General features: G+C 66.4%; 29 protein-coding genes and 3 tRNA genes. 16 read left to right on the top strand and 16 right to left on the bottom strand.

Annotated features, from left to right (window positions below):
- Nucleotides 1-26 precede the first annotated feature (26 nt).
- From pheT to ACZK4Z_RS15650, 6 genes are all read left to right on the top strand, one after another.
- Entirely contained in the window at nt 27-2,408 is a 2,382-nt protein-coding gene (pheT, locus tag ACZK4Z_RS15675; RefSeq protein WP_197615940.1) for a phenylalanine--tRNA ligase subunit beta, read from the top strand.
- 27 nt (nt 2,409-2,435) lie between these two features.
- Nucleotides 2,436-2,735: an integration host factor subunit alpha gene (locus tag ACZK4Z_RS15670; protein ID WP_005410432.1), complete on the top strand. Its 300-nt coding sequence runs from the start codon at nt 2,436-2,438 to the stop codon at nt 2,733-2,735.
- Nucleotides 2,716-3,072 carry a MerR family transcriptional regulator gene (locus ACZK4Z_RS15665; protein WP_005410431.1) on the top strand — a complete coding sequence of 119 codons (357 nt, stop codon included), beginning with the start codon at nt 2,716-2,718 and terminating at the stop codon, nt 3,070-3,072. Before ACZK4Z_RS15670 ends, ACZK4Z_RS15665 begins: the two co-directional genes overlap by 20 nt.
- 68 nt (nt 3,073-3,140) lie before the next feature.
- Nucleotides 3,141-3,217 (top strand) — tRNA-Pro (locus tag ACZK4Z_RS15660).
- Nucleotides 3,218-3,334: 117 nt separating this feature from the next.
- The gene (locus ACZK4Z_RS15655; protein WP_014037933.1) at nt 3,335-3,535 is read left to right on the top strand and encodes a hypothetical protein; all 201 of its coding nucleotides are present in this window, start codon (nt 3,335-3,337) and stop codon (nt 3,533-3,535) included.
- Nucleotides 3,532-3,873 (top strand): low molecular weight protein tyrosine phosphatase family protein, encoded by a 342-nt coding sequence (locus ACZK4Z_RS15650; protein ID WP_197615939.1) that lies wholly within the window; start codon nt 3,532-3,534, stop codon nt 3,871-3,873. The genes ACZK4Z_RS15655 and ACZK4Z_RS15650 overlap by 4 nt, the downstream gene beginning before the upstream one ends.
- Here ACZK4Z_RS15650 and ACZK4Z_RS15645 read toward each other — a convergent pair.
- Nucleotides 3,852-4,289, bottom strand: a complete 438-nt coding sequence (locus ACZK4Z_RS15645; RefSeq protein WP_032128661.1) for a GNAT family N-acetyltransferase — start codon at nt 4,287-4,289, stop codon at nt 3,852-3,854. The genes ACZK4Z_RS15650 and ACZK4Z_RS15645 overlap by 22 nt on opposite strands.
- Nucleotides 4,290-4,374: 85 nt before the next feature.
- Nucleotides 4,375-4,884, bottom strand: a complete 510-nt coding sequence (locus tag ACZK4Z_RS15640; RefSeq protein ID WP_032128662.1) for a DUF3011 domain-containing protein — start codon at nt 4,882-4,884, stop codon at nt 4,375-4,377.
- A 240-nt stretch (nt 4,885-5,124) separates the two neighbouring features.
- Here ACZK4Z_RS15640 and ACZK4Z_RS15635 point away from each other — a divergent pair, with 240 nt between their 5' ends.
- Complete coding sequence (locus tag ACZK4Z_RS15635; RefSeq protein ID WP_012511691.1) at nt 5,125-5,520, top strand: hypothetical protein; 396 nt, start codon at nt 5,125-5,127, stop codon at nt 5,518-5,520.
- A gap of 24 nt (nt 5,521-5,544) precedes the next feature.
- On the opposite strand, the gene ACZK4Z_RS15630 is transcribed toward ACZK4Z_RS15635, so the two are convergent.
- Complete coding sequence (locus ACZK4Z_RS15630) at nt 5,545-6,237, bottom strand: aspartate/glutamate racemase family protein (protein WP_197615938.1); 693 nt, start codon at nt 6,235-6,237, stop codon at nt 5,545-5,547.
- Nucleotides 6,238-6,323: 86 nt separating this feature from the next.
- Between ACZK4Z_RS15630 and ACZK4Z_RS15625 the strand changes: the two genes are divergently transcribed.
- From ACZK4Z_RS15625 to ACZK4Z_RS15605, 5 genes are all read left to right on the top strand, one after another.
- Nucleotides 6,324-6,635 (top strand): ArsR/SmtB family transcription factor, encoded by a 312-nt coding sequence (locus tag ACZK4Z_RS15625; protein ID WP_042358872.1) that lies wholly within the window; start codon nt 6,324-6,326, stop codon nt 6,633-6,635.
- Entirely contained in the window at nt 6,635-6,985 is a 351-nt protein-coding gene (locus tag ACZK4Z_RS15620) for an SRPBCC family protein (RefSeq protein ID WP_197615937.1), read from the top strand. Before ACZK4Z_RS15625 ends, ACZK4Z_RS15620 begins: the two co-directional genes overlap by 1 nt.
- Nucleotides 6,986-7,022: 37 nt before the next feature.
- Nucleotides 7,023-7,631 carry an ATP-dependent Clp protease proteolytic subunit gene (locus ACZK4Z_RS15615; protein WP_032128666.1) on the top strand — a complete coding sequence of 203 codons (609 nt, stop codon included), beginning with the start codon at nt 7,023-7,025 and terminating at the stop codon, nt 7,629-7,631.
- Between the two features lie 98 nt (nt 7,632-7,729).
- Nucleotides 7,730-8,371: a LysE family translocator gene (locus ACZK4Z_RS15610; RefSeq protein ID WP_032128667.1), complete on the top strand. Its 642-nt coding sequence runs from the start codon at nt 7,730-7,732 to the stop codon at nt 8,369-8,371.
- 94 nt (nt 8,372-8,465) lie between these two features.
- The gene (locus ACZK4Z_RS15605; RefSeq protein ID WP_006380555.1) at nt 8,466-8,639 is read left to right on the top strand and encodes a DUF1328 domain-containing protein; all 174 of its coding nucleotides are present in this window, start codon (nt 8,466-8,468) and stop codon (nt 8,637-8,639) included.
- Between the two features lie 22 nt (nt 8,640-8,661).
- Here ACZK4Z_RS15605 and ACZK4Z_RS15600 read toward each other — a convergent pair whose 3' ends face one another.
- From ACZK4Z_RS15600 to ACZK4Z_RS15585, 4 genes are all read right to left on the bottom strand, one after another.
- A complete protein-coding gene (locus ACZK4Z_RS15600) occupies nt 8,662-8,994 on the bottom strand; it encodes an SMR family transporter (protein ID WP_005410423.1) in 333 nt (110 codons plus the stop codon).
- A gap of 13 nt (nt 8,995-9,007) precedes the next feature.
- Nucleotides 9,008-9,580, bottom strand: coding sequence for a TetR/AcrR family transcriptional regulator (locus tag ACZK4Z_RS15595; protein WP_049401207.1), 573 nt, complete (start codon nt 9,578-9,580; stop codon nt 9,008-9,010).
- Between the two features lie 86 nt (nt 9,581-9,666).
- Nucleotides 9,667-9,900, bottom strand: coding sequence for a DUF1653 domain-containing protein (locus tag ACZK4Z_RS15590; RefSeq protein WP_032128669.1), 234 nt, complete (start codon nt 9,898-9,900; stop codon nt 9,667-9,669).
- A gap of 12 nt (nt 9,901-9,912) precedes the next feature.
- On the bottom strand, nt 9,913-10,197 hold the full coding sequence (locus tag ACZK4Z_RS15585; RefSeq protein ID WP_197615936.1) for a hypothetical protein: 285 nt from the start codon (nt 10,195-10,197) through the stop codon (nt 9,913-9,915).
- A gap of 443 nt (nt 10,198-10,640) precedes the next feature.
- Between ACZK4Z_RS15585 and ACZK4Z_RS15580 the strand changes: the two genes are divergently transcribed.
- The 3 genes from ACZK4Z_RS15580 to ACZK4Z_RS15570 all read left to right on the top strand — a co-directional run bounded on the left by ACZK4Z_RS15580 (nt 10,641) and on the right by ACZK4Z_RS15570 (nt 11,873).
- On the top strand, nt 10,641-10,841 hold the full coding sequence (locus ACZK4Z_RS15580) for a hypothetical protein (RefSeq protein ID WP_478450902.1): 201 nt from the start codon (nt 10,641-10,643) through the stop codon (nt 10,839-10,841).
- Between the two features lie 97 nt (nt 10,842-10,938).
- Nucleotides 10,939-11,502: a DUF3011 domain-containing protein gene (locus ACZK4Z_RS15575; protein WP_049401711.1), complete on the top strand. Its 564-nt coding sequence runs from the start codon at nt 10,939-10,941 to the stop codon at nt 11,500-11,502.
- 167 nt (nt 11,503-11,669) lie between these two features.
- Complete coding sequence (locus tag ACZK4Z_RS15570) at nt 11,670-11,873, top strand: hypothetical protein (protein ID WP_005417823.1); 204 nt, start codon at nt 11,670-11,672, stop codon at nt 11,871-11,873.
- Nucleotides 11,874-12,025: 152 nt separating this feature from the next.
- Here ACZK4Z_RS15570 and dxs read toward each other — a convergent pair whose 3' ends face one another.
- From dxs to ACZK4Z_RS15530, 8 genes are all read right to left on the bottom strand, one after another.
- Complete coding sequence (gene dxs, locus ACZK4Z_RS15565) at nt 12,026-13,933, bottom strand: 1-deoxy-D-xylulose-5-phosphate synthase (protein WP_197615947.1); 1,908 nt, start codon at nt 13,931-13,933, stop codon at nt 12,026-12,028.
- Nucleotides 13,934-14,038: 105 nt separating this feature from the next.
- Nucleotides 14,039-14,704: an HNH endonuclease gene (locus ACZK4Z_RS15560; protein WP_125894316.1), complete on the bottom strand. Its 666-nt coding sequence runs from the start codon at nt 14,702-14,704 to the stop codon at nt 14,039-14,041.
- A gap of 507 nt (nt 14,705-15,211) precedes the next feature.
- On the bottom strand, nt 15,212-17,002 hold the full coding sequence (locus ACZK4Z_RS15555; RefSeq protein WP_049401710.1) for an acyl-CoA dehydrogenase C-terminal domain-containing protein: 1,791 nt from the start codon (nt 17,000-17,002) through the stop codon (nt 15,212-15,214).
- Between the two features lie 65 nt (nt 17,003-17,067).
- The gene (locus ACZK4Z_RS15550; protein ID WP_032130304.1) at nt 17,068-17,544 is read right to left on the bottom strand and encodes an LEA/WHy family protein; all 477 of its coding nucleotides are present in this window, start codon (nt 17,542-17,544) and stop codon (nt 17,068-17,070) included.
- A 162-nt stretch (nt 17,545-17,706) separates the two neighbouring features.
- A complete protein-coding gene (locus ACZK4Z_RS15545; RefSeq protein WP_478450901.1) occupies nt 17,707-18,258 on the bottom strand; it encodes a lipocalin family protein in 552 nt (183 codons plus the stop codon).
- Between the two features lie 96 nt (nt 18,259-18,354).
- Nucleotides 18,355-18,930: a hypothetical protein gene (locus ACZK4Z_RS15540; protein ID WP_107432594.1), complete on the bottom strand. Its 576-nt coding sequence runs from the start codon at nt 18,928-18,930 to the stop codon at nt 18,355-18,357.
- Nucleotides 18,931-19,030: 100 nt separating this feature from the next.
- Nucleotides 19,031-19,106 (bottom strand) — tRNA-Phe (locus ACZK4Z_RS15535).
- Nucleotides 19,107-19,179: 73 nt separating this feature from the next.
- A tRNA-Phe gene (locus ACZK4Z_RS15530) sits at nt 19,180-19,255 on the bottom strand.
- Nucleotides 19,256-19,589: 334 nt separating this feature from the next.
- Between ACZK4Z_RS15530 and ACZK4Z_RS15525 the strand changes: the two genes are divergently transcribed.
- Nucleotides 19,590-20,615, top strand: a complete 1,026-nt coding sequence (locus ACZK4Z_RS15525; protein WP_197615933.1) for an NADP-dependent oxidoreductase — start codon at nt 19,590-19,592, stop codon at nt 20,613-20,615.
- Nucleotides 20,616-20,688: 73 nt separating this feature from the next.
- Here the strand turns inward: ACZK4Z_RS15525 and ACZK4Z_RS15520 are convergent, their stop codons facing one another.
- A complete protein-coding gene (locus ACZK4Z_RS15520; RefSeq protein WP_478450900.1) occupies nt 20,689-21,531 on the bottom strand; it encodes a bifunctional transcriptional activator/DNA repair enzyme AdaA in 843 nt (280 codons plus the stop codon).
- Between the last annotated feature and the right edge of the window lie 93 nt (nt 21,532-21,624).

Here is a 21,624-nt window from a genome sequence, read left to right as displayed (position 1 = left end):
GGCACGCCTCCCACCAGGGTGACACCATGAAATTCTCCGAAAACTGGCTGCGCAGCCACGTCCCGACCCGCGCTTCGCGCGATGAACTGAGTGCGGTGCTGACCGCCATCGGCCTGGAAGTGGAAGACGTGACCGCGCTGGGCGAGGGCCTCGAGCACGTGGTCGTGGCGCGCATCGTCGACGCCGTACGCCATCCGGAAGCCGACCGCCTGCAGGTGTGCAAGGTCGATGCCGGGCAGGGCGAGCTGCTGCAGATCGTGTGCGGCGCACCGAACGCACGTCCGGGCCTGGTTGCGCCGCTGGCGATGGTCGGCGCGCAGATTGGCGAGCTGAAGATCAAGCCGGCCAAGCTGCGCGGTGTCGAGTCCAATGGCATGCTGTGCTCGGCCAAGGAGCTGGGCCTGGACAACGATGCCTCCGGCCTGCTGGAGCTGCCGGATGACGCACCGGTCGGCCAGGCTCTGGTCGAGTACCTGGGCCTGCCGGACGCCAGCATCGAGATCAAGCTGACCCCGAACCGCGCCGACTGCTTCAGCCTGCGCGGCATCGCCTACGACGTCGCCGCGGCCACCCGCAGCGACGTGCTGGATTTCACCGCCGAGGCGATTCCCGCCATCGGCAGCCGTGAGCTGGCCATCCAGCTCGACGCCGGCGCCGAAGCACCGCGTTACCTGGGCCGCGTCATCGAAGGTGTCAACGCCGCCGCCAAGACCCCGCTGTGGATGGCCGAGCGCCTGCGCCGCAGCGGCGTGCGCCCGGTCTCGCTGCTGGTCGACATCACCCAGTACGTGATGCTCGAGCTCGGCCAGCCGATGCATGCCTACGACCTGGGCACCCTGCAGGGCAGCATCGCCGTGCGCCGTTCGCGTGCCGGCGAGAGCCTGAAGCTGCTGGACGGCCGCGACGCCGCGCTGGACGACAGCTTCCTGGTGGTGACCGACGCCGATCGTGCGGTCGGCCTGGCCGGCCTGATGGGCGGCTTCGACACCCGCGTCACCGACGCGACCACCGCCGTATTCCTGGAAGCCGCACACTTCGCGCCGGCCGCGATCATGGGCCGTGGTCGCAAGCTGGGCCTGCACACCGATGCCGGCCACCGCTTCGAGCGCGGTGTCGACCCGGCACTGCCGCGTACCGCCATCGAGTACGCCACCCGCCTGGTGCTGGACCTGGCCGGCGGCACCCCGGCGCCGGTCACCGAGGCCGTGCGTGAGGCCGATCTGCCGCAGCCGGCAACCATCGTGCTGCGCCGCGCCCGCATCACCCGCGTGCTCGGCATCACCATCGACGATGCGGAAGTGGAGCGCATCCTGCGCGCGCTGGGCATGGACGTGGTTGCCACCGCCGACGGCTGGCAGGTCACGGCGCCGAGCCGCCGCTTCGACATCGCCATCGAAGAAGACCTGATCGAAGAGCTGGCGCGCATCCACGGTTACGAGCAGATCCCGACCACGCTGCCGGGCGGCGCCTCGCGCGTGGCGATGCCGAGCGAGACCCAGCTGGACGCACTGAGCGTGCGCCGCCAGCTGATCGCCCGTGATCAGCAGGAAACCGTCAACTTCGCCTTCGTCGACGATGCGCTGCTGAGCCAGTGGCAGCTGCGCGACAACCTGGTGCCGCTGGCCAACCCGCTGTCGGCCGAACTGGCGGTGATGCGCCCGTCGCTGCTGCCAGGCCTGGTCGCCACGTTGGGCCGCAACGCCGCCCGCCAGATCGGCCGCGTGCGCCTGTTCGAACTGGGCCGCGTGTTCGCCCAGCAGGCCGGCGACGGCCGGCCGGCGCCGCTGGAAACCCCGCGCGTGGCCGCTGCGGTCTGTGGTGATGCACAGGCACTGCAGTGGGGCCTGCCGGCCCGCAAGGTCGATTTCCATGACCTGAAGGGCGATCTGGAATCGCTGGCGGCTGCCAGTGGTGCGGTACTGGAGTTCCGCCCGTCGGCCCGCCCCTACGGCCACCCGGCCCGTTCGGCCGAGGTGTTCCGCGATGGCGTGGCGATCGGCTGGATCGGGCAGATCCACCCGCGTCTGGCCAAGGCAATGGACATCGAAGCCGACGTCTATGCCTTCGAACTGGACCTGGAGCCGCTGACCGCCCGCCGCCTGCCGCGTGCCGGCGAACTGTCGCGCTTCCCGGCAGTGCGTCGCGACCTGGCATTCCTGGTGCCTGAACAGGTGGCCTGGGCCGATCTCGCGGCCACCGTCCGCCAGGCTGCTGGCCCGCTGCTGCGCGACCTGAACCTGTTCGACCGCTACGTCGGCCAGGGCGTCGAGCCGGGATTCAAGAGTCTCGCTATGGGCTTGATTTTGCAGGACAAGTCGCGCACTCTGACGGACCGCGACGTGGATGCGGTGGTGGCCGAGGCGGTCACTGCCATCGAGCGTGAACATCACGCCCGGATCCGCGGCTGAGCGGGCAGCACTCGGGGGTAGCAGGCAATGGCATTGACCAAGGCGGAGATGGCGGAAAAGCTGTTCGACGAAGTCGGTCTGAACAAGCGGGAAGCCAAGGAATTCGTCGACGCGTTTTTCGATGTGCTGCGTGAAGCATTGGAACAGGGACGTCAGGTGAAGCTGTCGGGCTTCGGTAATTTCGATCTGCGGCGCAAGAACCAGCGCCCGGGTCGCAACCCCAAGACCGGCGAGGAAATTCCGATTTCCGCCCGCACGGTGGTCACCTTCCGTCCGGGCCAGAAGCTCAAGGAGAGGGTGGAAGCTTATGCTGGATCCGGGCAGTAACCGCGAACTACCGCCGATCCCGGCCAAGCGCTACTTCACCATCGGTGAAGTCAGCGAGCTGTGCGACGTCAAGCCGCACGTCCTGCGCTACTGGGAAACCGAGTTTCCCAGCCTTGAGCCGGCCAAGCGCCGAGGCAACCGCCGCTACTACCAGCGCCACGACGTGCTGATGGTGCGGCAGATCCGCAGCCTGCTGTACGAACAGGGCTACACCATCGGTGGTGCACGCCTGCGTCTGGACGGTCCCGATGCCCGCGAGGAATCGGCGCTGAGCAACCAGATCATCAAGCAGGTGCGCATGGAGCTGGAAGAAGTGCTGCAGTTGTTGCGCCGCTGATCCCATTTCCATCGTAATCCGCTATACTTCACGGCCCGCCGCACTGGCGGGCACATCGCAGCATCAGTCGGGGCGTAGCGCAGCCTGGTAGCGCATCTGCCTGGGGGGCAGAGGGTCGTCGGTTCGAATCCGGCCGTCCCGACCACTGTGATGAATCAAGAGGCCTGCGCAGCAATGCGTGGGCTTTTTTGTGCGCGCGGTGTATGCTGCGCGCCACTCGTACTACCGCGGCTGCTGAACCCGGTACTCACGAGAACACATCATGGAATCTGCAAGAAACCGTGCCTGGCGTCGCAGCCAGGCGCGCAACCGTGGTGGCGACCGCGCCACGACCGCCTACAGCTACAAGCCCGAGAAGAACTGGAAGCTGCTGTACACGCGCGATGCCAAGCTTGCGCGCGCACGCCAGCTGGGCTTCACCTATCCAGTGCTCAGCGCCCGCCAACTGCAGGAACAGGAATGATCAACCTGCTGTTCGTCTGCAGCCGCAACCAGCTGCGCAGCCCAACCGCCGAAGCCATGTGGCGACGGCGGCCCGGCTTCACTGCGCGGTCGGCCGGCACCAGCCCGCATGCACGACACCCCATCGACCCGGCGGACATCCGCTGGGCCGATGTCATCTTCGTGATGGAGGCCAAGCATCAGCATCGACTGCAGGCCGCATACGCGCGCCTGCTGGAACACAAGCACCTGCATTGCCTCGATGTTCCCGACGACTATCGCTGCATGGATCCCGTGCTGATGGATCTGCTGGACACCAAGGTGACCGCGTATCTCGATCAGCTGCCGGCAAAGCGGTAGATCAGCTCTGGGTCGCCGTCATCCAGTCCATGCACGATGCCGCTGTCGATGAAGCCCGATGCAACGAGCAGGCGCTGCATGGCGATGTTGGAGGCATTGGTCGAGGTGAACAGCTTGCGCTGTCCACGCTGTGCGATCGCGTGCCGCAGCAGTGCAGCGCCGACGCCCTGGCTGCGCCGCTCGCGCGCGACCATCAGCATTTCGACGAAGCCTTCGCCGAAGAAGTGCTCATGGAGGGTCATGTAGCCAACGATCTCGCGCTCCTGCTCGGCAACATGCACGTTGCCCCGCGCCAACCACTCGCCAATCTGTTCCGCCCGTCGAGGGTCGCTTGCCGCCACGCTGTCGAGTGCGATCAGCGCGGAGGCATCGGCGGGCGTCGCGTCGCGGAGGCGCAGCGCAGTCGCAGCGGGCATGGTCGGGCTCCTGACAGGAGGGGCCAGTCTATCGGCTATGCCACAGGTGCAGTCGCACCCGCCGCAGCCAGCGCGTGCTCGGCAGTCAATACACGCGGAACTCGGCCCGGCAGCCGTCGCTGACCCACACGCCGCGGCGGTCCCAGCCCCAGTTCTGGTCCTCGATGCAGGCCGTCACCGACTTCTGCTTGATCAGGCGCACCTCGTGGCGCACACGGATGCGGCATTCCTTGTCCTTCTTTTCGTAGGACTCGCAGACCAGGCGCTCGCCATCATCGTCACGGTCCCTGCCGCGGCCCGGCCAGCGTCCGCGCCCATAGCCGTCGGCGACGAACTCGGCGCGGCAGCCGTCGGTCACCCACAACGTGCGGCGGCTCTGGCCCCAGTTCTGGTTCTCCACGCAGCGGGTGACCGACAGTTGCCTGGCCAGGCGCATCGGGCCCTCGATCGGGCATTGCGCGGTCTTGTTGAACTGCGATTCGCAGCGCAGCGCCGGAATGTGATCGGTGTCGTAGTCCTGTGCGGCCACGGTGGTGGCGGCCAGCAGCAGGGCAAGGGAGGTGCCGGTGATCGTCAGCAGCAGGCGATGGGACATGTGCAGGCTCGGTGGGGATGGGGCGGCAAGAATGGCCCAGTCCGGGGCTGCCGGAACGCTTCGTTCCGAAGATGGCTCAGTGGCGGTTTAGTAGTACGCGCGGGCCCATGCAGAGGGCTACATCCCGTATCATCGCTGCACATCCGATCGCATCGGTTTACACCCTCTTACATGTCTCCCACGCCGGTCGGCACAGCCTGTGGCTGTTGTCACTGGCATGCGGCCGGCGCGTGGAGGAGGATGCGCGGACCACGACGACCACAGGGGGTTGCGTTGATCAGCAGTACCGTCATTCATCGCTCGGCCGACGCAGGTGGCGCCGAGGTGCGGGTCCTGGACACCACGTTCAAGGGCAAGCATGTGTTCATTGCCTGGGGCCTGCGCGGGCCGGAACTGACCCGCAGCGCGGACCCGGCTGCCACCGTGGCCGCACGCAAGGCGCTGCACGCGGTTGCCGGCCACAGCGAGGGGCCGCGCAGCCCGGAAGTGTTCATCGCCAACCAGTCGGCGGTGGCGATCACGGTCTATCGCCTGCTTACCGAGGCGCGCTCCGGCGATGCCATCTTCTTCCTGTGCGATTCACAGGCGGTGGTCGAGTGGCTCATCACCGCGCTGGAAGTGCAGGGCGCGGACTGATTCCGCGCTCCGGCGCGCATCGATTCAGGCCAGCGCCGCGTCCACCGCAGCCCGTGCGTGCAGCGCAGTGGTATCGAACAGCGGCACTGCGCTGTCTTCCGGGCGTACCAGCAGCATGATCTCGGTACAGCCCAGGATGATGGCTTCGGCACCGCGCGCCACCAGTCTCGCGATCACGCCGGCGTAGACCTGTCGTGAGTGCTCGCTGACCACACCGGCGATCAGTTCCTGGTAGATGATGTCGTGCACGCTGCGACGATCATCGCCTTCGGGAACCAGCACCTCCAATCCGAAGCGATCCTGCAGCCGGCCGCGGTAGAAGTCCTGTTCCATGGTGAAGGCGGTACCGAGCAGGCCCACCTTGCGTGCGCCTGCCTGCACGATGGCCTGGGCGGTGGGGTCGGCGATATGCAGCAGCGGCAGTGGGCAGACCGCCTCGATGCGGTCGGCCAGCTTGTGCATGGTGTTGGTGCAGATCAACAGCAGATCGGCGCCACCGGCCTGCAGGCGCCGTGCAGCGTCGGCCATGTGGTCGCCCAGCGCATCCCAGTCGCCGTCATGCTGCAGCTGCTTGATGCCGGCGAAATCCACCGACCACAGCAGCAGCTGCGCCGAATGTGCGCCACCGAGGCGCTGCCGCACGTCCTCGTTGATGAGCCGGTAATACTGCGCCGAGCTTTCCCAGCTCATGCCGCCGATCAGGCCAAGGGTCTTCATGCACAGCTCCATGCCGGGGAGCCGTCATTGCAGCACAGCCGATGCGGGAGTTGCACTACACATTAGTGATTGCTAATGTGTTGGTCATGATCGAGAACGCCCTCTTCAAAGCGCTGGCCGACCCCACCCGCCGCCACATCTTCGAAAAGCTGGCCGAGGGCGGGCAGCATGCCAGCGCGCTGCGCGAGGGCATGGCGATCAGCCAGTCTGCGATGTCCCAGCACCTGGCGGTGCTGCGCGATGCCGGGCTGGTGAGCGAACAGCGCCAAGGCCGTTTCGTCCACTACGAGGTCGATCCGCGCGGGCTGGCGCACATCGGCAACTGGCTGCAGCGCTACCGGGCCTACTGGCCCGCGCGGATGGATGCCTTGCAGGATCTGCTGAAGGAGATGGACTGATGGACGATGTTCTGAACGAAGCGGCTCCCGCGTTGGTGATGGAGCAGTGGCTGCCAGCGCCACCGGAACGGGTCTGGCGCGCACTGTTCGATCCGGCGCTGCGTGAGCGCTGGTTGCCTGCGGCCGATCTTGCCGATCCGCAGCCTTGCCTGTGCGAGGAGGGGCGGGAGCTGGGGTTCCGCCTGCGCGATGCGCAGCCCCCGCATCTGCACAGCCTGGTGTGTTTCCGGCTGCGCGCGGATGACGGTGAGGGGACGGTGCTGACCATCGTGCATCGGCTCACTGACCTGCGCGCGCTGCTGCCGTTGGCCGCCAACGACGATCATCGCACCATGATGCGCGCGGCCTGAGCCGGCGCCTGGATCAAACGCTACAGGGAGCAGGCACATGCGGGACAGAATGCAGCTGATACCGATGGTGGTGGAACGCAGCGAGCGCGGTGAGCGCTCCCATGACATCTACTCGCGGCTCCTGCGCGAGCGCATCATCTTTCTCAACGGCGAAGTCGATGACACTGTGTCGGCGCTGGTCTGCGCGCAGCTGCTGTTCCTGGAATCGGAAAACCCGGAGAAGCCGATCCATCTGTACATCAACTCGCCGGGTGGGGTGATCTCCAGCGGCCTGGCGATGTACGACACCATGCAATACATCTCGGCCCCGGTGCATACGCTGTGCATGGGCACCGCGCGGTCGATGGGTTCGTTCCTGCTGATGGCCGGCGAGCCCGGTCACCGTGCGGCGTTGGCCAATGCCAGCCTGCATGTGCATCAGCCGCTGGGCGGGGTGCAGGGCCAGGCGTCGGACATCTTCATCCACGCCGAGGAAATGCAGCGCACCAAGCAGCGCATCACCCGGCTGTATGCGCAGCATTGCGGACGCAGTGTCGAGGAGGTCGAGCAGACCCTGGACCGCGATCGTTTCATGAGTGCCGAGCAGGCATGCGAATGGGGCTTGATCGACCAGGTACTGGTACGGCGCGACGCGCTCGCGGCCTGAGCCTGCCTCTGTAACCACCGCATCCATGCTGCGCTGTGTGTGCCGCGCCAGGCCGGCGCACTCTATGCTGGTGGGATCTTCTGAAGTGGATGTCCGATATGGCGCTGCATACCTGGTGGTGGTTCCTCGCCACGGTGTTCGTTCTGTGTGGTACGCCGGGGCCGAACATGCTGCATATCCTCGGTCGCAGCGTCGGGCTCGGCTTTCGCGGTAGCGTGCCGGCGATGGCTGGCTGCCTGCTGGCGATGCTGCTGGTGCTGGCGGCCTCCGCAGCAGGCCTGAGTGCGCTGCTGCATTCCTCGCCGATGCTGTTTGAGGTGCTGCGCTATCTGGGCGTGGCCTATCTGGCCTGGCTGGGCCTGAAGGCATGGCGTGACAGTTGCCGGCCGGCACCACCGGTGACGGTCGATGCCGCGCTGCCGGTTGCGGCGTCGCTGGGCGCGTGGAAGGTGTTCCGTGGTGGCCTTCTGGTGGGCCTGAGCAATCCCAAGCTGCTGCTGTTCGCTGCGGCGTTCCTGCCGCAGTTCGTCGACCCGTCGCGTGGCCAGGCGCTGCAGTACAGCGTGCTGGTTGCCACCTTCGCCGGCTGCGAACTGTTCTGGTACGTGATGTATGCCGCCGGTGGCCATGGCCTGCGCCGATGGTTGGCCAAACCCTTCGCGCGGCGCTGGTTCGAGCGGCTGGTGGGCAGCGTTTTCCTGGCCTTTGCAGTGGCCCTGCTGCGTTTCCGCCCGCGCTGATTCACGCCGCGCACGCGGCCTGTTCACGACTGCCGCATCGGCTACGGCCTAGCCTGATCATCCAGTACGCAGTCCCCACGGGGAAAGGTTTGACATGATCAAGTGGGCCATCATCTTCGCCATCATCGGCGTCATTGCGGGCGTGCTCGGCTTCGGCGGCATTGCCGGCGCCGCGGTCGGCATCGCCAAGTTCCTGTTCTGGGCCGGCATCATCATCGCCGTGGTGCTGTTCCTGCTCGGCATGACCGTAGCGAAGAAGGTCAGCTAGCGTTGATCGCGCAGCAGCGTACTCAGTGTGCGCTGCTGCGCGAGAACAGATTGATCACCAGTACGCCAGCACAGATCAGGCCGATGCCGATCAACGCCGGTGCATCCAGGCGCTGCTTGAACACCACCAGCCCGATCAGCGAGATCAGCACGATGCCGACGCCGGACCAGATCGCGTAGGCGATGCCGGTCGGGATCGACTTCATGGTCATCGACAGCAGGTAGAAGCACAGTCCATAGCCGACCAGCGCGCCCAGTGTCGGCGCCAGCCGGCTCATGCCGTCGGATGCCTTCAGCAGCGACGTGGCAATTACTTCCAGCACGATGGCAGCGGCAAGGTAGAGATAGGGATTCATTGAGCGCTCCTGCTCACTGCGGGTCGCATAGTTTCAGGGCCTGTTCGGCCATCGCCAATGCGTTGGCGCGTTCTTCCTCGTCCAGCGGACGCCCATAGGCCGTGGCCCAGTAGCCATCGGCAGCGCAGCGCGCCGCATACAGTCGGGGATCGTTGGCTTCGCCGGCGAACTCGGCCAGCATCGCACGCTTCCAGGTGCGCCAATGCGCGAGCAGGGCTGGTTCCATCAGGTTGCCCAGGGTCAGGCCGATGTCGTTGTCCTGTTCCTGCTGCAGCAGATGCTCGAAATTGGCCTGCACATAGGCGCGGCTGAAACGGCCATGCCCTTCGGGGTTTTCCTGCAGCAGGGCACGCACCCGCGCTTCGAATTCGCCGATGAGCGCTCCGATGGCTTCATCCACCAGTGCCTGCTTGCTGCTGAAATGATGGAACAGCGCACCCTTGCTGACACCGGCGGCCTGTGCGACGTCCTGCACGGTCAGCGCGGCCAGGCCATTACGGCCGATCACTTCAATGGTGGCCTGCAGCAGTGACTGGCGCACGCTGTCGGGCGCCTTGCGGCGCGAACGGGAGGGGGATGCGGACATGGCGGGAAGAAACCGACTGGACGGTACGATTGTAACGCAGGCCCGTGGTGTCACCGCGCTGCCGGCCAGGGCCGGCAGCGGAACCGTCATGCGTCGATGCGGGCGAAACGCGGCTGCGGTCCGTGTTCGCCCGGTACCTGTTCGACGAACATGGCATACGGGCGCACCCACAGGCCGCCTTCGCCATAGAGCGCGCGATACAGCACCAGTGGCTCCAGCGTCTCGCTGCTGCGGACGATATCGAGCACGTCGTACTCGCCGCCCTTGAAGTGGCGGTAGCGACCCGGGGCCAGGGTGGGTAGCGGGCTCAGCTCAGCCATGGGGTGCGCGCCTCACTTGCGTGCCGGGCTGGCCGGCTTCGCGCAGTAGGCATCGATGGCCTCGGCGGTATTGGCCAGGCCCTGTGCCCGTGCCAGTTCCCACGGGCGTTCGCAACGCTGGCTGCGCTCGCACCACTGGTAGCCGGCCGAACCAATGCATCCGTGGGCATCGCGATCGCCGCCCACCTTCGGTATCGCAGACGAGGTGGTCGCCGCATCGGCACGTGCGGCGGCGTCGTGCTGGTTGGCGCACGCGGTCAGCACCAGCAGGGCTGGAATCAGAAGAAGCGCTTTCATCGGGCGGGCTCCGTGCCTAAAGCGACAGTGTCTGTCGCAAATAGCCCTCCAGCAAGCGCTCAGTGCATGGCGGCGCGGATCAGCTCTTCAATCAGCACCAGATAGCTGGCGACGAAATAGAACTTCAGCAGCGTCCAGCGCTGCTGCGAGAAGAAGGTGCGCATGTGGAAGGGGCCCCTGTTGGTGACGGTAGTGTGAAGCTCCGTCAACTCCGTGACAAGGGTCACGGAACGCCTTCACTAAACAGCCTCAGGGATGTGAGGGTTGGGAAGCGCCCGACCGAATCCTGAGGCATTTTCGTACAAATCTGATGGGCCATCTCCGACGCGATCGATAGCCTGAGGGTGTACTGGCACGTGGCCCTGCCGCCTGTCACCGCCTCTTTCCTTCCGCAGGAGCTTCTCATGGTCTTTACTGTCCAATGCACTGCCCGGCACTGGTCCGTGTTGCATCCGAAGGCGGGTGACGCCACCCGTTACGCCCGCGGTGCCGATGCCTTCGACGCGGCCGCTGCGCTGGCCCTCGAGCACCATCGTCGCACCGGCCAGCGCAGCACGGTCCGGGTCGAGGCGCTCGGCAGCACCGTGGATGCGCTCCATATCGGGAGTGACGCCACCGGCCGAGGCGCAGTCAGCCACGGTTGAGTTGTTTGAATGGGGAAAAAACCGCCGTGGGGCGCCCCCTGTGCGCCGCGCCACGAATCCCGGATGCTTGCGCCATCGTATTCATCCGGAGATTCCGATGGGCAAGGCACTCACCTGGCGAACCCTGGCCTGCACGCTGCTGCCGATGCTGGCGGCCGCGGGCGGCGCGCAGGCGCAGAGCTATGGCTACGGTTATGACGACGATCGCTATGGCGGTCGTGATGGCGGCGGCATCGTCCGCTGCGAATCGATCAAGAACCGCAGCAATGAATGCCGCCTGGAAGGCCGTGCCCGGATGATCCGCCAGTTGTCCGGTTCGCCGTGCGTGGAAGGCGAGACCTGGGGGCAATCGCGCTACGGTGTGTGGGTCACCCAGGGCTGCCGTGCCGAGTTCGTTGGCGAGTACCGCCGTGGCGGTGGCTGGGGTGGTGGCCATGGCAACGGCTGGGGCAACGGTGGCAATGGCTGGGGCGGGGGTGAGGTGATCACCTGCCATTCCAACGGCCACCGCCAGGAGTACTGTGATGCCCGCATCCGTCGTGGTGTGCGCCTGGTGCGTCAGGATTCACGCAGCGCCTGCATCGAGGGCCAGACCTGGGGCTGGAACCGTCGTGGCATCTGGGTCAGCGACGGCTGCCGGGCGCAGTTCCAGGTGAATTGAGCTCGCCCATCGAAAATCAGAATAATCTGATACAGCTCACATTTTGAACGTCGTATCTTCTGTGATTAGGGCACCCCTGCGTGCCCCTGATCCGTCGCGATGAAGTCTGCCGTAACCGGCACGCCCGTCCCGCCACCGTCGATACGCTGCCTCAAGGAGTGAGCTGCATGTTGATCCGCCTGCAATGCGAGCAACGCCAATGGCGCGTGCTGCACCCGGACCGGCCGGAACCGATCGAGTTCCGCGATGGTGCCCGGGCCTACGATTTCGCTGAAACCCTTGCACGCCTCCACTTCGTCGACACCGGGCAGCGCGCTGCGGTGCGGGTGGAGGCCAGCGGTGCGTTCGTGGAAGCGGTCAGCTACGGCTGAGGGTTGGGGTTTCCGGCCAGATCATCGTTCCGGAGCCCGCCATCCACGCACGGCGTGGATCTACTTTGCATCTGTCTCCACGCATGGCGTGGATCGACCCCTGTTCCGCAGTAGATCCACGCCATGCGTGGATCTACTGGTGGTGACCGGCCTCAGCCCGCCGCGCTGAGCGGCGGGGTGCCTGCAGCCAGCTGCGGCCAGCGCTTGAGTACCGCCGCGCGGATGCCCGCCGCATCGATACCGGCTTCGGCCAGCAGGTCCTCACGGCTTGCGTGGTGCTGGTAACTGTCTGGCAGGCCCAGATGCAGGATCGGGCGCAGTACGCCTTCGGCGTTGAGCAGCTCGCCGACGCCGGAACCGGCGCCACCGGCCACCACGTTGTCTTCGATCGTCACCAGGCCCTCGTGCTGGGCGGCCACGGCCAGCACCAGCTCGCCGTCCAGCGGCTTGATGAAGCGCATGTTGACCACGCTCAGGCCCAGCTCGCGCCCGACCTGTTCGGCGGCCGCCACGGTGCTGCCAAAGGCCAGCAGTGCCACGCGGCTGCCCTGCAGGCGCAGCTCACCCTTGCCGATCGGCAGGGTCGACAGGTCGGTGCCGGCGGCGACGCCGGTGCCGGTGCCGCGCGGATAGCGCACGGCAGCCGGGCCCGGATGCTGCAGGCCAGTGCTGAGCATCTGCCGGCACTCGGCTTCGTTGGACGGTGCCATCACCACCATGTTCGGCACGCAGCGCAGGAAACTCAGGTCGAGGTTGCCGGCATGGGTGGCGCCGTCCGGGCCGACCACGCCGGCGCGGTCGATCGCGAACAGCACGTCCAGGTCCTGGATGGCCACGTCATGCACCAGCTGGTCGTACGCACGCTGCAGGAAGGTCGAGTAGATCGCCACCACCGGCTTGCCGCCCTGGGTGGCCATGCCGGCGGCGAGAGTGACCGCGTGCTGTTCGGCAATTGCCACGTCGAAATAGCGCTGCGGGTATTCCTTGCTGAAGCGCACCAGGCCGGAGCCTTCGCGCATCGCCGGGGTGATGCCGTACAGGCGTGGCTCGGCAGCGGCGGCATCGCACAGCCAGTCGCTGAACACATCGGTGTAGGTCGGCTTCTTGGCACCGGCCTTGGCCACCAGGCCCTTGTCCGGATCGAACGGGCCGACGGCGTGGTAACCGATCTGGTCGCCTTCGGCCGGCTCGTAGCCCTTGCCCTTGGTGGTCATCACGTGCAGCAGCTTCGGGCCCTTGGAGGCGCGCAGCGTCTTCAGCGTGGACAGCAGGGCGGGCATGTCGTGGCCGTCGATCGGGCCGGTGTAGTGGAAGCCCATTTCCTCGAACATCGTGGACGGCACGAACATGCCCTTCCAGTGTTCTTCCCAGCGCTTCACGAAGCGCGCCGGATTGTTCTTCTTGTCGCCGAGGATCTTCTTGCCGCCTTCGCGCAGCGCATTGAGCGTGCGGCTGCCGGTGGCACGGCCGAGCATCTTGGTCAGGCCGCCGACCGCCTCGGAGATCGACATGTTGTTGTCGTTGAGGATCACCAGCAGGTTCGGCTCGGGCTCCATGCCACCGGCGTGCATCAGCGCTTCGAACGCCATGCCGGCGGTCATTGCGCCATCACCGATCACTGCAACGACCTGGCGGTTGTCGCCTTCGGACTGGCGGGCGATGGCCATGCCGAGTGCGGCCGAGATCGAGGTCGAGGAGTGGCCGACGCCGAAGGTGTCGTACTCGCTCTCTTCGCGCTTCGGGAACGGCGCGACGCCGTCCTTCTGCTTGACGGTGTGGATCTCGTCGCGGCGACCGGTCAGGATCTTGTGCGGGTAGGTCTGGTGACCGACGTCCCAGACCAGCTGGTCCTGCGGGGTCTGGTACAGGTAGTGCAGGGCCACGGTGAGTTCGATCACGCCCAGGCCGGCGGCGAAGTGGCCGCCGCTCTTGCCCACCGACTCGATGAGGTAGGCGCGCAGTTCGTCGGCGACCGCCCTCAATTCGGATTCGTCGAACGTGCGCAGGTCATCCGGTGTCTGGATGCGCGCGAGGCGGGGATAGCGGGCAGAGTCGATCATCATGTTCGCACTTGTTCTGAACGCCCATTTTCGCCCTCAAACGGGGGTGGGGCAAGCAAACGCCGCCGCCCGTGACAGGACGGTGAGGGTTGCATTTTCAGCGATTCAGGTGCTCAGTTTTGACCGCTTGGGCAATTGCGCCTTCAGGAAGGCCATCTGGTCGGCCAGGATGTTGCGGTTGGACAGGATCAGATGCTCGATCCAGCTGGGCCGGTAAGGCACCGCCAGCAACGGCATTCCGGCCTGCTGGGGGGTGCGGTCGCTCTTGCGCGAGTTGCAGTGGAAGCAGGCGGTGACCACGTTTTCCCAGCAGTCCAGGCCACCCTTGGACAGCGGCATGACGTGGTCGCGGGTGAGCGTGGGGCGGTTGAACTGCTGGCCGCAGTACATGCACAGGTGCGCGTCGCGGGCGAACAGGGCCGGGTTGGTCAGGTTCGGCGTGGGGTCGATCGCGCGGGAGCGGGCGTGGCCGCGGGCGGCGATGATCGGGTGCAGGTCCATGCCGCTCTGCAGGCCGCTGAAGCGGTTGGTGCCGCCGTGGATGTGCAGGCAGGGATCGCCGAGTGTCCAGGCGACGGCTTCGCGGGCGTAGAGGCACGCCGCATCCTGCCAGGTGATCCAGTCCAGTACGCGTCCGTGGGCATCGAGCGAGAGCAGCCGGACCGAACCGGGGCGATGCAGCGTCGTGGCGTTGGGCGATGCTTCGGCGCCCGGAGCAGAAATCGGGGCTCCGGCTTCGATCAGACCCAAGCGTGTAGTGTCTGTCTCCATCGGGAGAACAGCTTATACCTGAATCATTGCGATTTGGGTATCGCCCCGAGGGCGATGCCCAAATCGCAAGATTCAGGTCCACGCATTCCTCCTATCCCCCGCACCTGTCGGTGCGCCCCCTTTAGCAACCCAGCCCGCCGTTGGCGCGCTGGGTTGCCCGCGCATTCTTCCTAATCCCCGCGCCTGTCGGCGCGCCCCCTTTAACAAAAGGGGGCTTTTCTCCAGATGGATTTCGGTGGTTTCCATCCACGCATGGCGTGGATCTACGGTGTCGACCAAGGTCGACACCTACCAGCAGCAGAAATCTGTCGAGGGCGGGGTGGGTCCGGTTGCGGGGGCGTGAGCCGCATGGATGCGGCGACCGAGCTTACATGGACGTACTTGCAGCGTCCCCCGCAATTGGACCCACCTCGCCACCCCGCAGGAAGCCAGCTCTTGCCGTTGATGTTGCTGTTGCGGGTGCCGGCCAGCGGCCGGCACTACCGCGGGTGCCGGGCGCAGCCCGGCTCAGGCGCCGAAGCGCTCGTCGTCCATCGCCATCAGCGGGGCGGCGCCGGCCTGGATCGCGGCGGCGTGGGCGAGGGTGCGCGGCAGTACGCGGGCGAAGTAGAACCGTGCGGTCTCGCGCTTGCCCTGAGCGAAAGCGGCGCCGTGCGCGCTGGCATCGGCGGCGGCCACGCTGCGGGCCCACCAGTAAGCCAGCACCACGTAACCCGAATAGAACAGGTAGTCGTAGCTGGCCGCGCCGAGTTCGTCCGGATTGGAAGCCGAACGCTGCAGCACATCCATGGTCAGCTTGCCCCATTCGGCGGCCTTGGCGCGCAGCGGGCCGATGAACTCGGCCAGCGCTTCGTTGCCCTCGTTGGCCTTGGCGAAGGCTTCGATCTCGGCCAGCATCAGCTTCAGGCCGGCGCCCTGGCTGGACGCGGTCTTGCGGCCGATCAGGTCCAGCGCCTGGATGCCGGTGGTGCCTTCATACAGCGTGGTGATGCGTGCATCGCGGGCCAGCTGCTCCATGCCGTGTTCGCGGATGTAGCCGTGGCCACCGAAGCACTGCAGGGCGTTGTAGGTGTTCTCGATGCCCCATTCGGTCTGGCAGGCCTTGGAGATCGGGGTCAGGAAGCTCACCAGGGTGTCGGCGCGCTCGCGCTCGGCGGCATCCTCGGCGTGGTGGGCGACGTCGATCAGGGTGGCGGCGTGCAGGGCCAGCAGGCGGCTGCCCTCGACCAGTGACTTCACCGTCAGCAGCATGCGGCGCACATCCGGATGGACCAGGATCGGGTCGGCCGGCTTGTCCGGGAACTTGGCGCCGCTCAGGGCGCGCGACTGCAGGCGCTCACGGCTGTACTTCAGTGCGTTCTGGTAGGCGCGCTCGGACAGGCCGATGCCCTGCAGGCCGACGCCCAGGCGCGCGGTGTTCATCATGGTGAACATGGCCTGCAGGCCCTTGTGCGGCTGGCCGACCAGGTAGCCCTGCGCACCATCGAAGTTCATCACGCAGGTGACCGACCCCTTGATGCCCATCTTGTGCTCGATCGAGCCGCAGCGCAGTGCGTTGCGCTCGCCGACGTTGCCTTCGCGGTCGACCTTGAACTTCGGGGTGACGAACAACGAGATGCCCTTGGCACCCGGAGGGGCGTCGGGCAGCTTGGCCAGCACCAGGTGCACGATGTTGCCGGTCAGGTCGTGCTCGCCGGCAGTGATGAAGATCTTGGTGCCGGTGATCGAGTAGCTGCCATCGGCATTCGGCTCGGCCTTGGTCTTGAGCAGGCCCAGGTCGGTGCCGCAGTGCGGCTCGGTCAGGCACATGGTGCCGGTCCAACGGCCCTCGATCAGCGGCTTCAGGAAGGCCTCGTGCTGCCAGGCCTCGCCGTGCTGCTTCAGCGCTTCGATGGCGCCGTGCGAGAGCAGCGGGAAGTTGCCCCAGGCCAGGTTGGCGGCGTTGATCATCTCGTTGAGCGGCACGCCCAGGGTGTGCGGCAGGCCCTGGCCGCCCAGCTCCGGCGAGGCGGTCAGGCCGGTCCAGCCGCCATCGACGAACTGGTCGTAGGCCTGCTTGAAGCCGGGCGGGGTGGTCACTTCACCGGTGGCCTGGTCGAGCACGCAGCCGATCTCGTCGCCGACGCTGTTGAGCGGGGCCAGCACGGTGGCGCTGAAGCGGCCGGCTTCTTCCAGCACGGCATCGACCACGTCGGCGGTGGCGTCGGTGAAGCCCAGGCGGGCGAACAGGGGTTCGACCTTGAGCACATCGTGCAGGGCGAAACGGAGGTCGGAAAGCGGGGCGGTGTAGCTGCTCATCGGTACGTCTCGATTTGATCAGGGACAGGGGGAGCGGCGCCGGGCGCCGCGGCGGAAAGCGGGAGTCAGCGCAGCACGCCCGGCAGGCCCGGGGCCTGGTTGAGGGTGCTGCGGCTGCTGATGTCGAAGCTGCGCTGCTTCTTTTCCTGCGGCGTGGCTGCCACCGTTCCCTTCAGGCCATAGGCCAGGGTGCGGTTGCTGGCCAGCGCATCGGCCACTACCAGGCGTGCGGCCGAGCTGGGCACCAGATTGACCTGGATGACGTCGGCCGAGGTGCCGCCGATGGAAATGCCCGGCTTGGCCTGCAGGGTGCCGGCGTCGCTGTCGCCGACGGTCAGCGCCAGCGCGACGTCATCGAAGGTCATGGGCATGGAGCTGTAGTTCTGCAGGCGCAGGGCTACGGTCCAGTTGCCGTCGGCGCGCACGGTCAGCTGCTGCAGGCTGGCCGCCGGTTCCGAAACACGCTTGACGATGCCGTTGTTGCAGGCAACAAGGGCGAGGGTGCACAGGACGATCAAGGCGATACGGAAGCGGTGGAGCATGGGCGCAGGTCCTCTGGAGGGGTGCGTTGGATAAGCATACTACGGCGTATGGTCGTTTGGATCGCCTGTGGCGACCCGTCGCAGAGGGTAGCGCGTGAAGATGGCGGCCGGGCGTGCGCGGCGCCGGATGGCACGCGCGTGGTGCGCCGGATGCGGCGCGGTTCAGTCGGCGGGCGTATCGCGAATCGGAGCCATCAGGCGCAGTGGGCCGAGGTCGTAGCCCATCGTCTCGGCTTTCTCTTTCAACTGTTCGAACCGGGCGCGATCCATTTCCGGCAGGCGCGAGAGGATCCACAGGTACTTACGGTCCGGTTCACCGACCAACGCCCACTGATAGTCCGGGTCCAGTGCCAGGACCCAGTAGTCCGCCCAGACCAGTGGCACCCAGCTCAGCCAGTCCGGCACGAAGCGCACCTGCAACTGGCCGGGATGGCCGGCAACCGGGCGTGCCACGCCTTCAGCAACCACGCGTTCTCCGTCGCCGTTGTGGCAGGCATTGGTGACACTGATGCGGCCATCGCGGCGCAGCCCGTAGTTGGCGGTGATCTCGCCGACGCACTGCTTCTGGAACGACACCGGAAGATGCGCGATCTCGTGCCACTGGCCTGCGTAGCGGTCGATGTCCAGCGTGTCGACTGCGCGCACCGGTTCGGCGGCGATCACCGGGGAGGCGGCCAGCAGCAGGCAGGCGAGCAGGGCGGGACGCAGAGGCATCGGCAGGCTCCAGGCAGGAGTCCTGAGCTTAGGCGAGCGGCCACGGGCGCGTGTAAAGGTTCCATGCGCCGGCACCATTGCCGTCGTCAGTTGCGGCTACTGCTCGAACGGGCGTTGACTGCGCTCGTCGCCGTCAAAGGTAAGTGTCCGCGTATGCAACGTGCCGCTGCCCATATCCCATTTGAAGGTGTCCAGCCCTCCGCCGCCAGTTCCCTTGGAATGCAGGCGTACTGCGCCGCGGGTCAGATTGTCGGTCAGCAGCAGTTGCGCGGAGCCGTCGGCGTCCACACGGAGTCCGGCCCGGTCCCGCCACCGGTCCTCGCCCTGTCCCTTCGGGGCGTCCAGAGCAAGAGCGACGCTGTTGTCCTCGAACGTGCTCAGGCCGCCTCGCTCGGCGCCGGAAGCGTCGAAAATCAGGATGCCGGCAGCGCGGCTTCGTCGCCCTTCTTCTACGCTGTCCTGGCCAATCTCCACCCGTACCACGCCGTGCTCGTCGAGTACCTGCAGCTGCCGCGTGCTCAAATGATCGACGTGTAATGGGGCATCGCGCTGCGAAAGCAGCCAGGCCGTGACTGCGGCCAAGCCAAGCAACAATACGGACAGCCCGGCAACCAGCCATTGCAGGCGACGCAGCGATTGCCGTAGTTGGGACAGGGAAGGGGTGTCATCCATGTCATCAGTGCTCCATGCAGTGAACCAAGGACGGTACTACAGAGACGGCAGGCACGATCGCGCAAAAAAAAAGACCTGCATTTCTGCAGGTCTCTGAAGATGGTGGCCGAAGACGGAATCGAACCGCCGACACGGGGATTTTCAATCCCCTGCTCTACCAACTGAGCTACTCGGCCAAATTGTGTGGCAACCGTGATCAAACCCGGTTTCCGGAAAAAAAAGACCCGCATCTCTGCAGGCCTTCGAAAGTGGTGGCCGAAGACGGAATCGAACCGCCGACACGGGGATTTTCAATCCCCTGCTCTACCAACTGAGCTACTCGGCCACATGTTTCATTGCAGCGAGGTCGCTGCCAAGGACGCGTATATTACGGAGGTCGGCTGCCTTCGGCAAGCGTTTTGCCAAGATTTCTTCACATTGCCGTCTGCGCGCTCGCAAGTGCTTGATCCTCCGTTCTGGGGCGGGGCGTGGCCAGTCGATCATCGTCTGCGGTGGAAATCAGCAGATCGCCGCGATCGCCAAAGCTGCAAGGGCAAGGGCTGCGCCGGACCTGCGCCGGTCCGGGCGATGGAACGCTGTTTTCGTGGCCGCCATCGGGGATGGCTGCGGCGTAGTGTCGGCACTCCCTTCCTGATGCTGGCAACAGCAGAGACCTGGCCATGTCCGATCCCTCGACCACCTCCCGCATCGTGCTTGCGTCGCGTCCGCAGGGGGCGCCAAGTGCAGCCAACTTCCGCCTGGAACAGGTTGCGTTGCCGTCATTGGCCGATGGCGAGGTGCTGCTGCGCAACCGCTACCTGTCGCTGGACCCGTACATGCGTGGACGCATGGACGAGGGCCCCTCGTATGCCGCGCCGGTGGCGGTGGGCGCGGTGATGGAAGGGCAGACCGTGGCCGAGGTGCTGCAGTCCAACGCCGAGGGCGTAGCCGCAGGTGAGCTGGTGCTGGCGCCGGGGGGCTGGCAGACCCACGCGGTGCTGCCGGCCAAGGCACTGGGGCGCCGCCTGGACCCGGCCGGACTGCCGCTGAGTACCGCGCTGGGCGTGTATGGCATGCCCGGCTTCACCGCCTATTCCAGCCTGCATGAAATCGCCCGTTTGAAGCCGGGCGAGACGCTGGTGGTGGCTGCCGCGACCGGGCCGGTGGGCGCGACCGTGGCCCAGCTGGCCAAGCTGCAGGGCGCGCGCGTGGTCGCCATCGCCGGCGGCGAAGCCAAGCGTGCCTATCTGCAGACGCTGGGCGTGGACGTGGCGCTGGATCATCGCGCCGCTGATTTCGCCGCGACGCTGCGCGCGGCAGTGCCCAGGGGTATCGACGTGTATTTCGAGAACGTGGGCGGACACGTGCTGGATGCAGTGCTGCCGCTGCTCAACGACTTCGCCCGCATTCCGGTGTGCGGCACCATCGCCACCTACAACGAGCGGGGCGTCGAGCAGCCCGGCCCGGACCGGTTGCCCGCACTGTTCAGCCAGATCCTGCGCCAGCGCCTGACCGTGCGCGGTTTCATCGTGCACGACTTCAACCACCTGTGGCCGGAGTTCGAACGCGAGATGCCGCAGTGGCTGCGCGACGGCCGCATCCAGTACCGCGAGGATGTGGTGGAAGGGTTGGAGAATGCGCCGGAGGCGTTCTTCGGGCTGTTGCAGGGGCGCAACTTCGGCAAGCTGGTGGTGAAGCTGGATTGAGGCCTTGGCGGTGTGCCGACCAAGGTCGGCGCCTACGGGAAGCTGAGTGTGTCGACCAAGGTCGGCACCCACCTCAGGCAGTCGAGGTCTTTTCCCGGCGCAGCAGTTCGCGCTTGCGCGCTACGCCCCAGGCATAGCCGGACAGGTCGCCATCGCGGCGCACCACGCGGTGGCAGGGCACGGCCACCGCCAACGGATTGCTTGCGCATGCGCGTGCGACGGCGCGGCTTGAGCGCGGCGCGCCGATACGCGCGGCGATATCCGCATACGAGGCAGTCTGCCCGCGCGGAATCTGCTGCAGTGCCTGCCACACCCGTTGCTGGAACGCGGTGCCACGGATATCCAGCGGCAACGTGGCGCCTCGCGAAGGATCCTCGACCAGGCCTACGACCTGTGCCACCAGTTGCTCGTAGCCCTGGTCGGCGCCGACCAGTTCGGCTTGGCGGAAGCGTTGCTGCAACGACTGCAGCAGTGTCTCCGGATCGTCGCCGAGCAGGATCGCGACCACGCCGGTCCCGCTGCTGGCCACCAGCACGCTGCCCAGTGAGCTTTCGGCAAGCGCGAAGTGGATGACTTCGCCGCGCCCCCCTGCGCGCCATTGCTTGGGCGTCATGCCCAGCAACTTCGGTGCGTTCTCGTAGAAGCGTCCACTGGAACCGAAGCCAGCATCGTGGAAGGCGTCGGTGATGCGTTCCTGTTGTTCCAGCCCGGTGCGCAGGCGGTCGGCGCGCAGCGCGGCGGCGTACTGCTTGGGGGTCAGCCCGGTGGACTGCTTGAACAGGCGATGCAGGCGCGTCGGGCTGCAGCCAGCGATATCGGCCAGTTCCTGCAGCGAGGGTTCGTCGAGGCTGGCCTGCAGGTGGCGGCAGACCCGTTCGATGCGGTCATCGAGGGCGGTGGTGGCGGTACTGTCCATGGCCGGATTCTGGCACGTGCCGGTGCTGCGGAAACTCCGTTTCCTGCACTCACCTGTGAGGCCCGGAAACGGAGTGTTGGCGGGCCGAACGCA

The sequence above is a fragment of the Stenotrophomonas sp. 71799_Sma genome (assembly GCF_056482505.1).
Note: the sequence above shows the minus strand (reverse complement) of the source record. Positions and strands in the feature narration are given on the sequence as shown.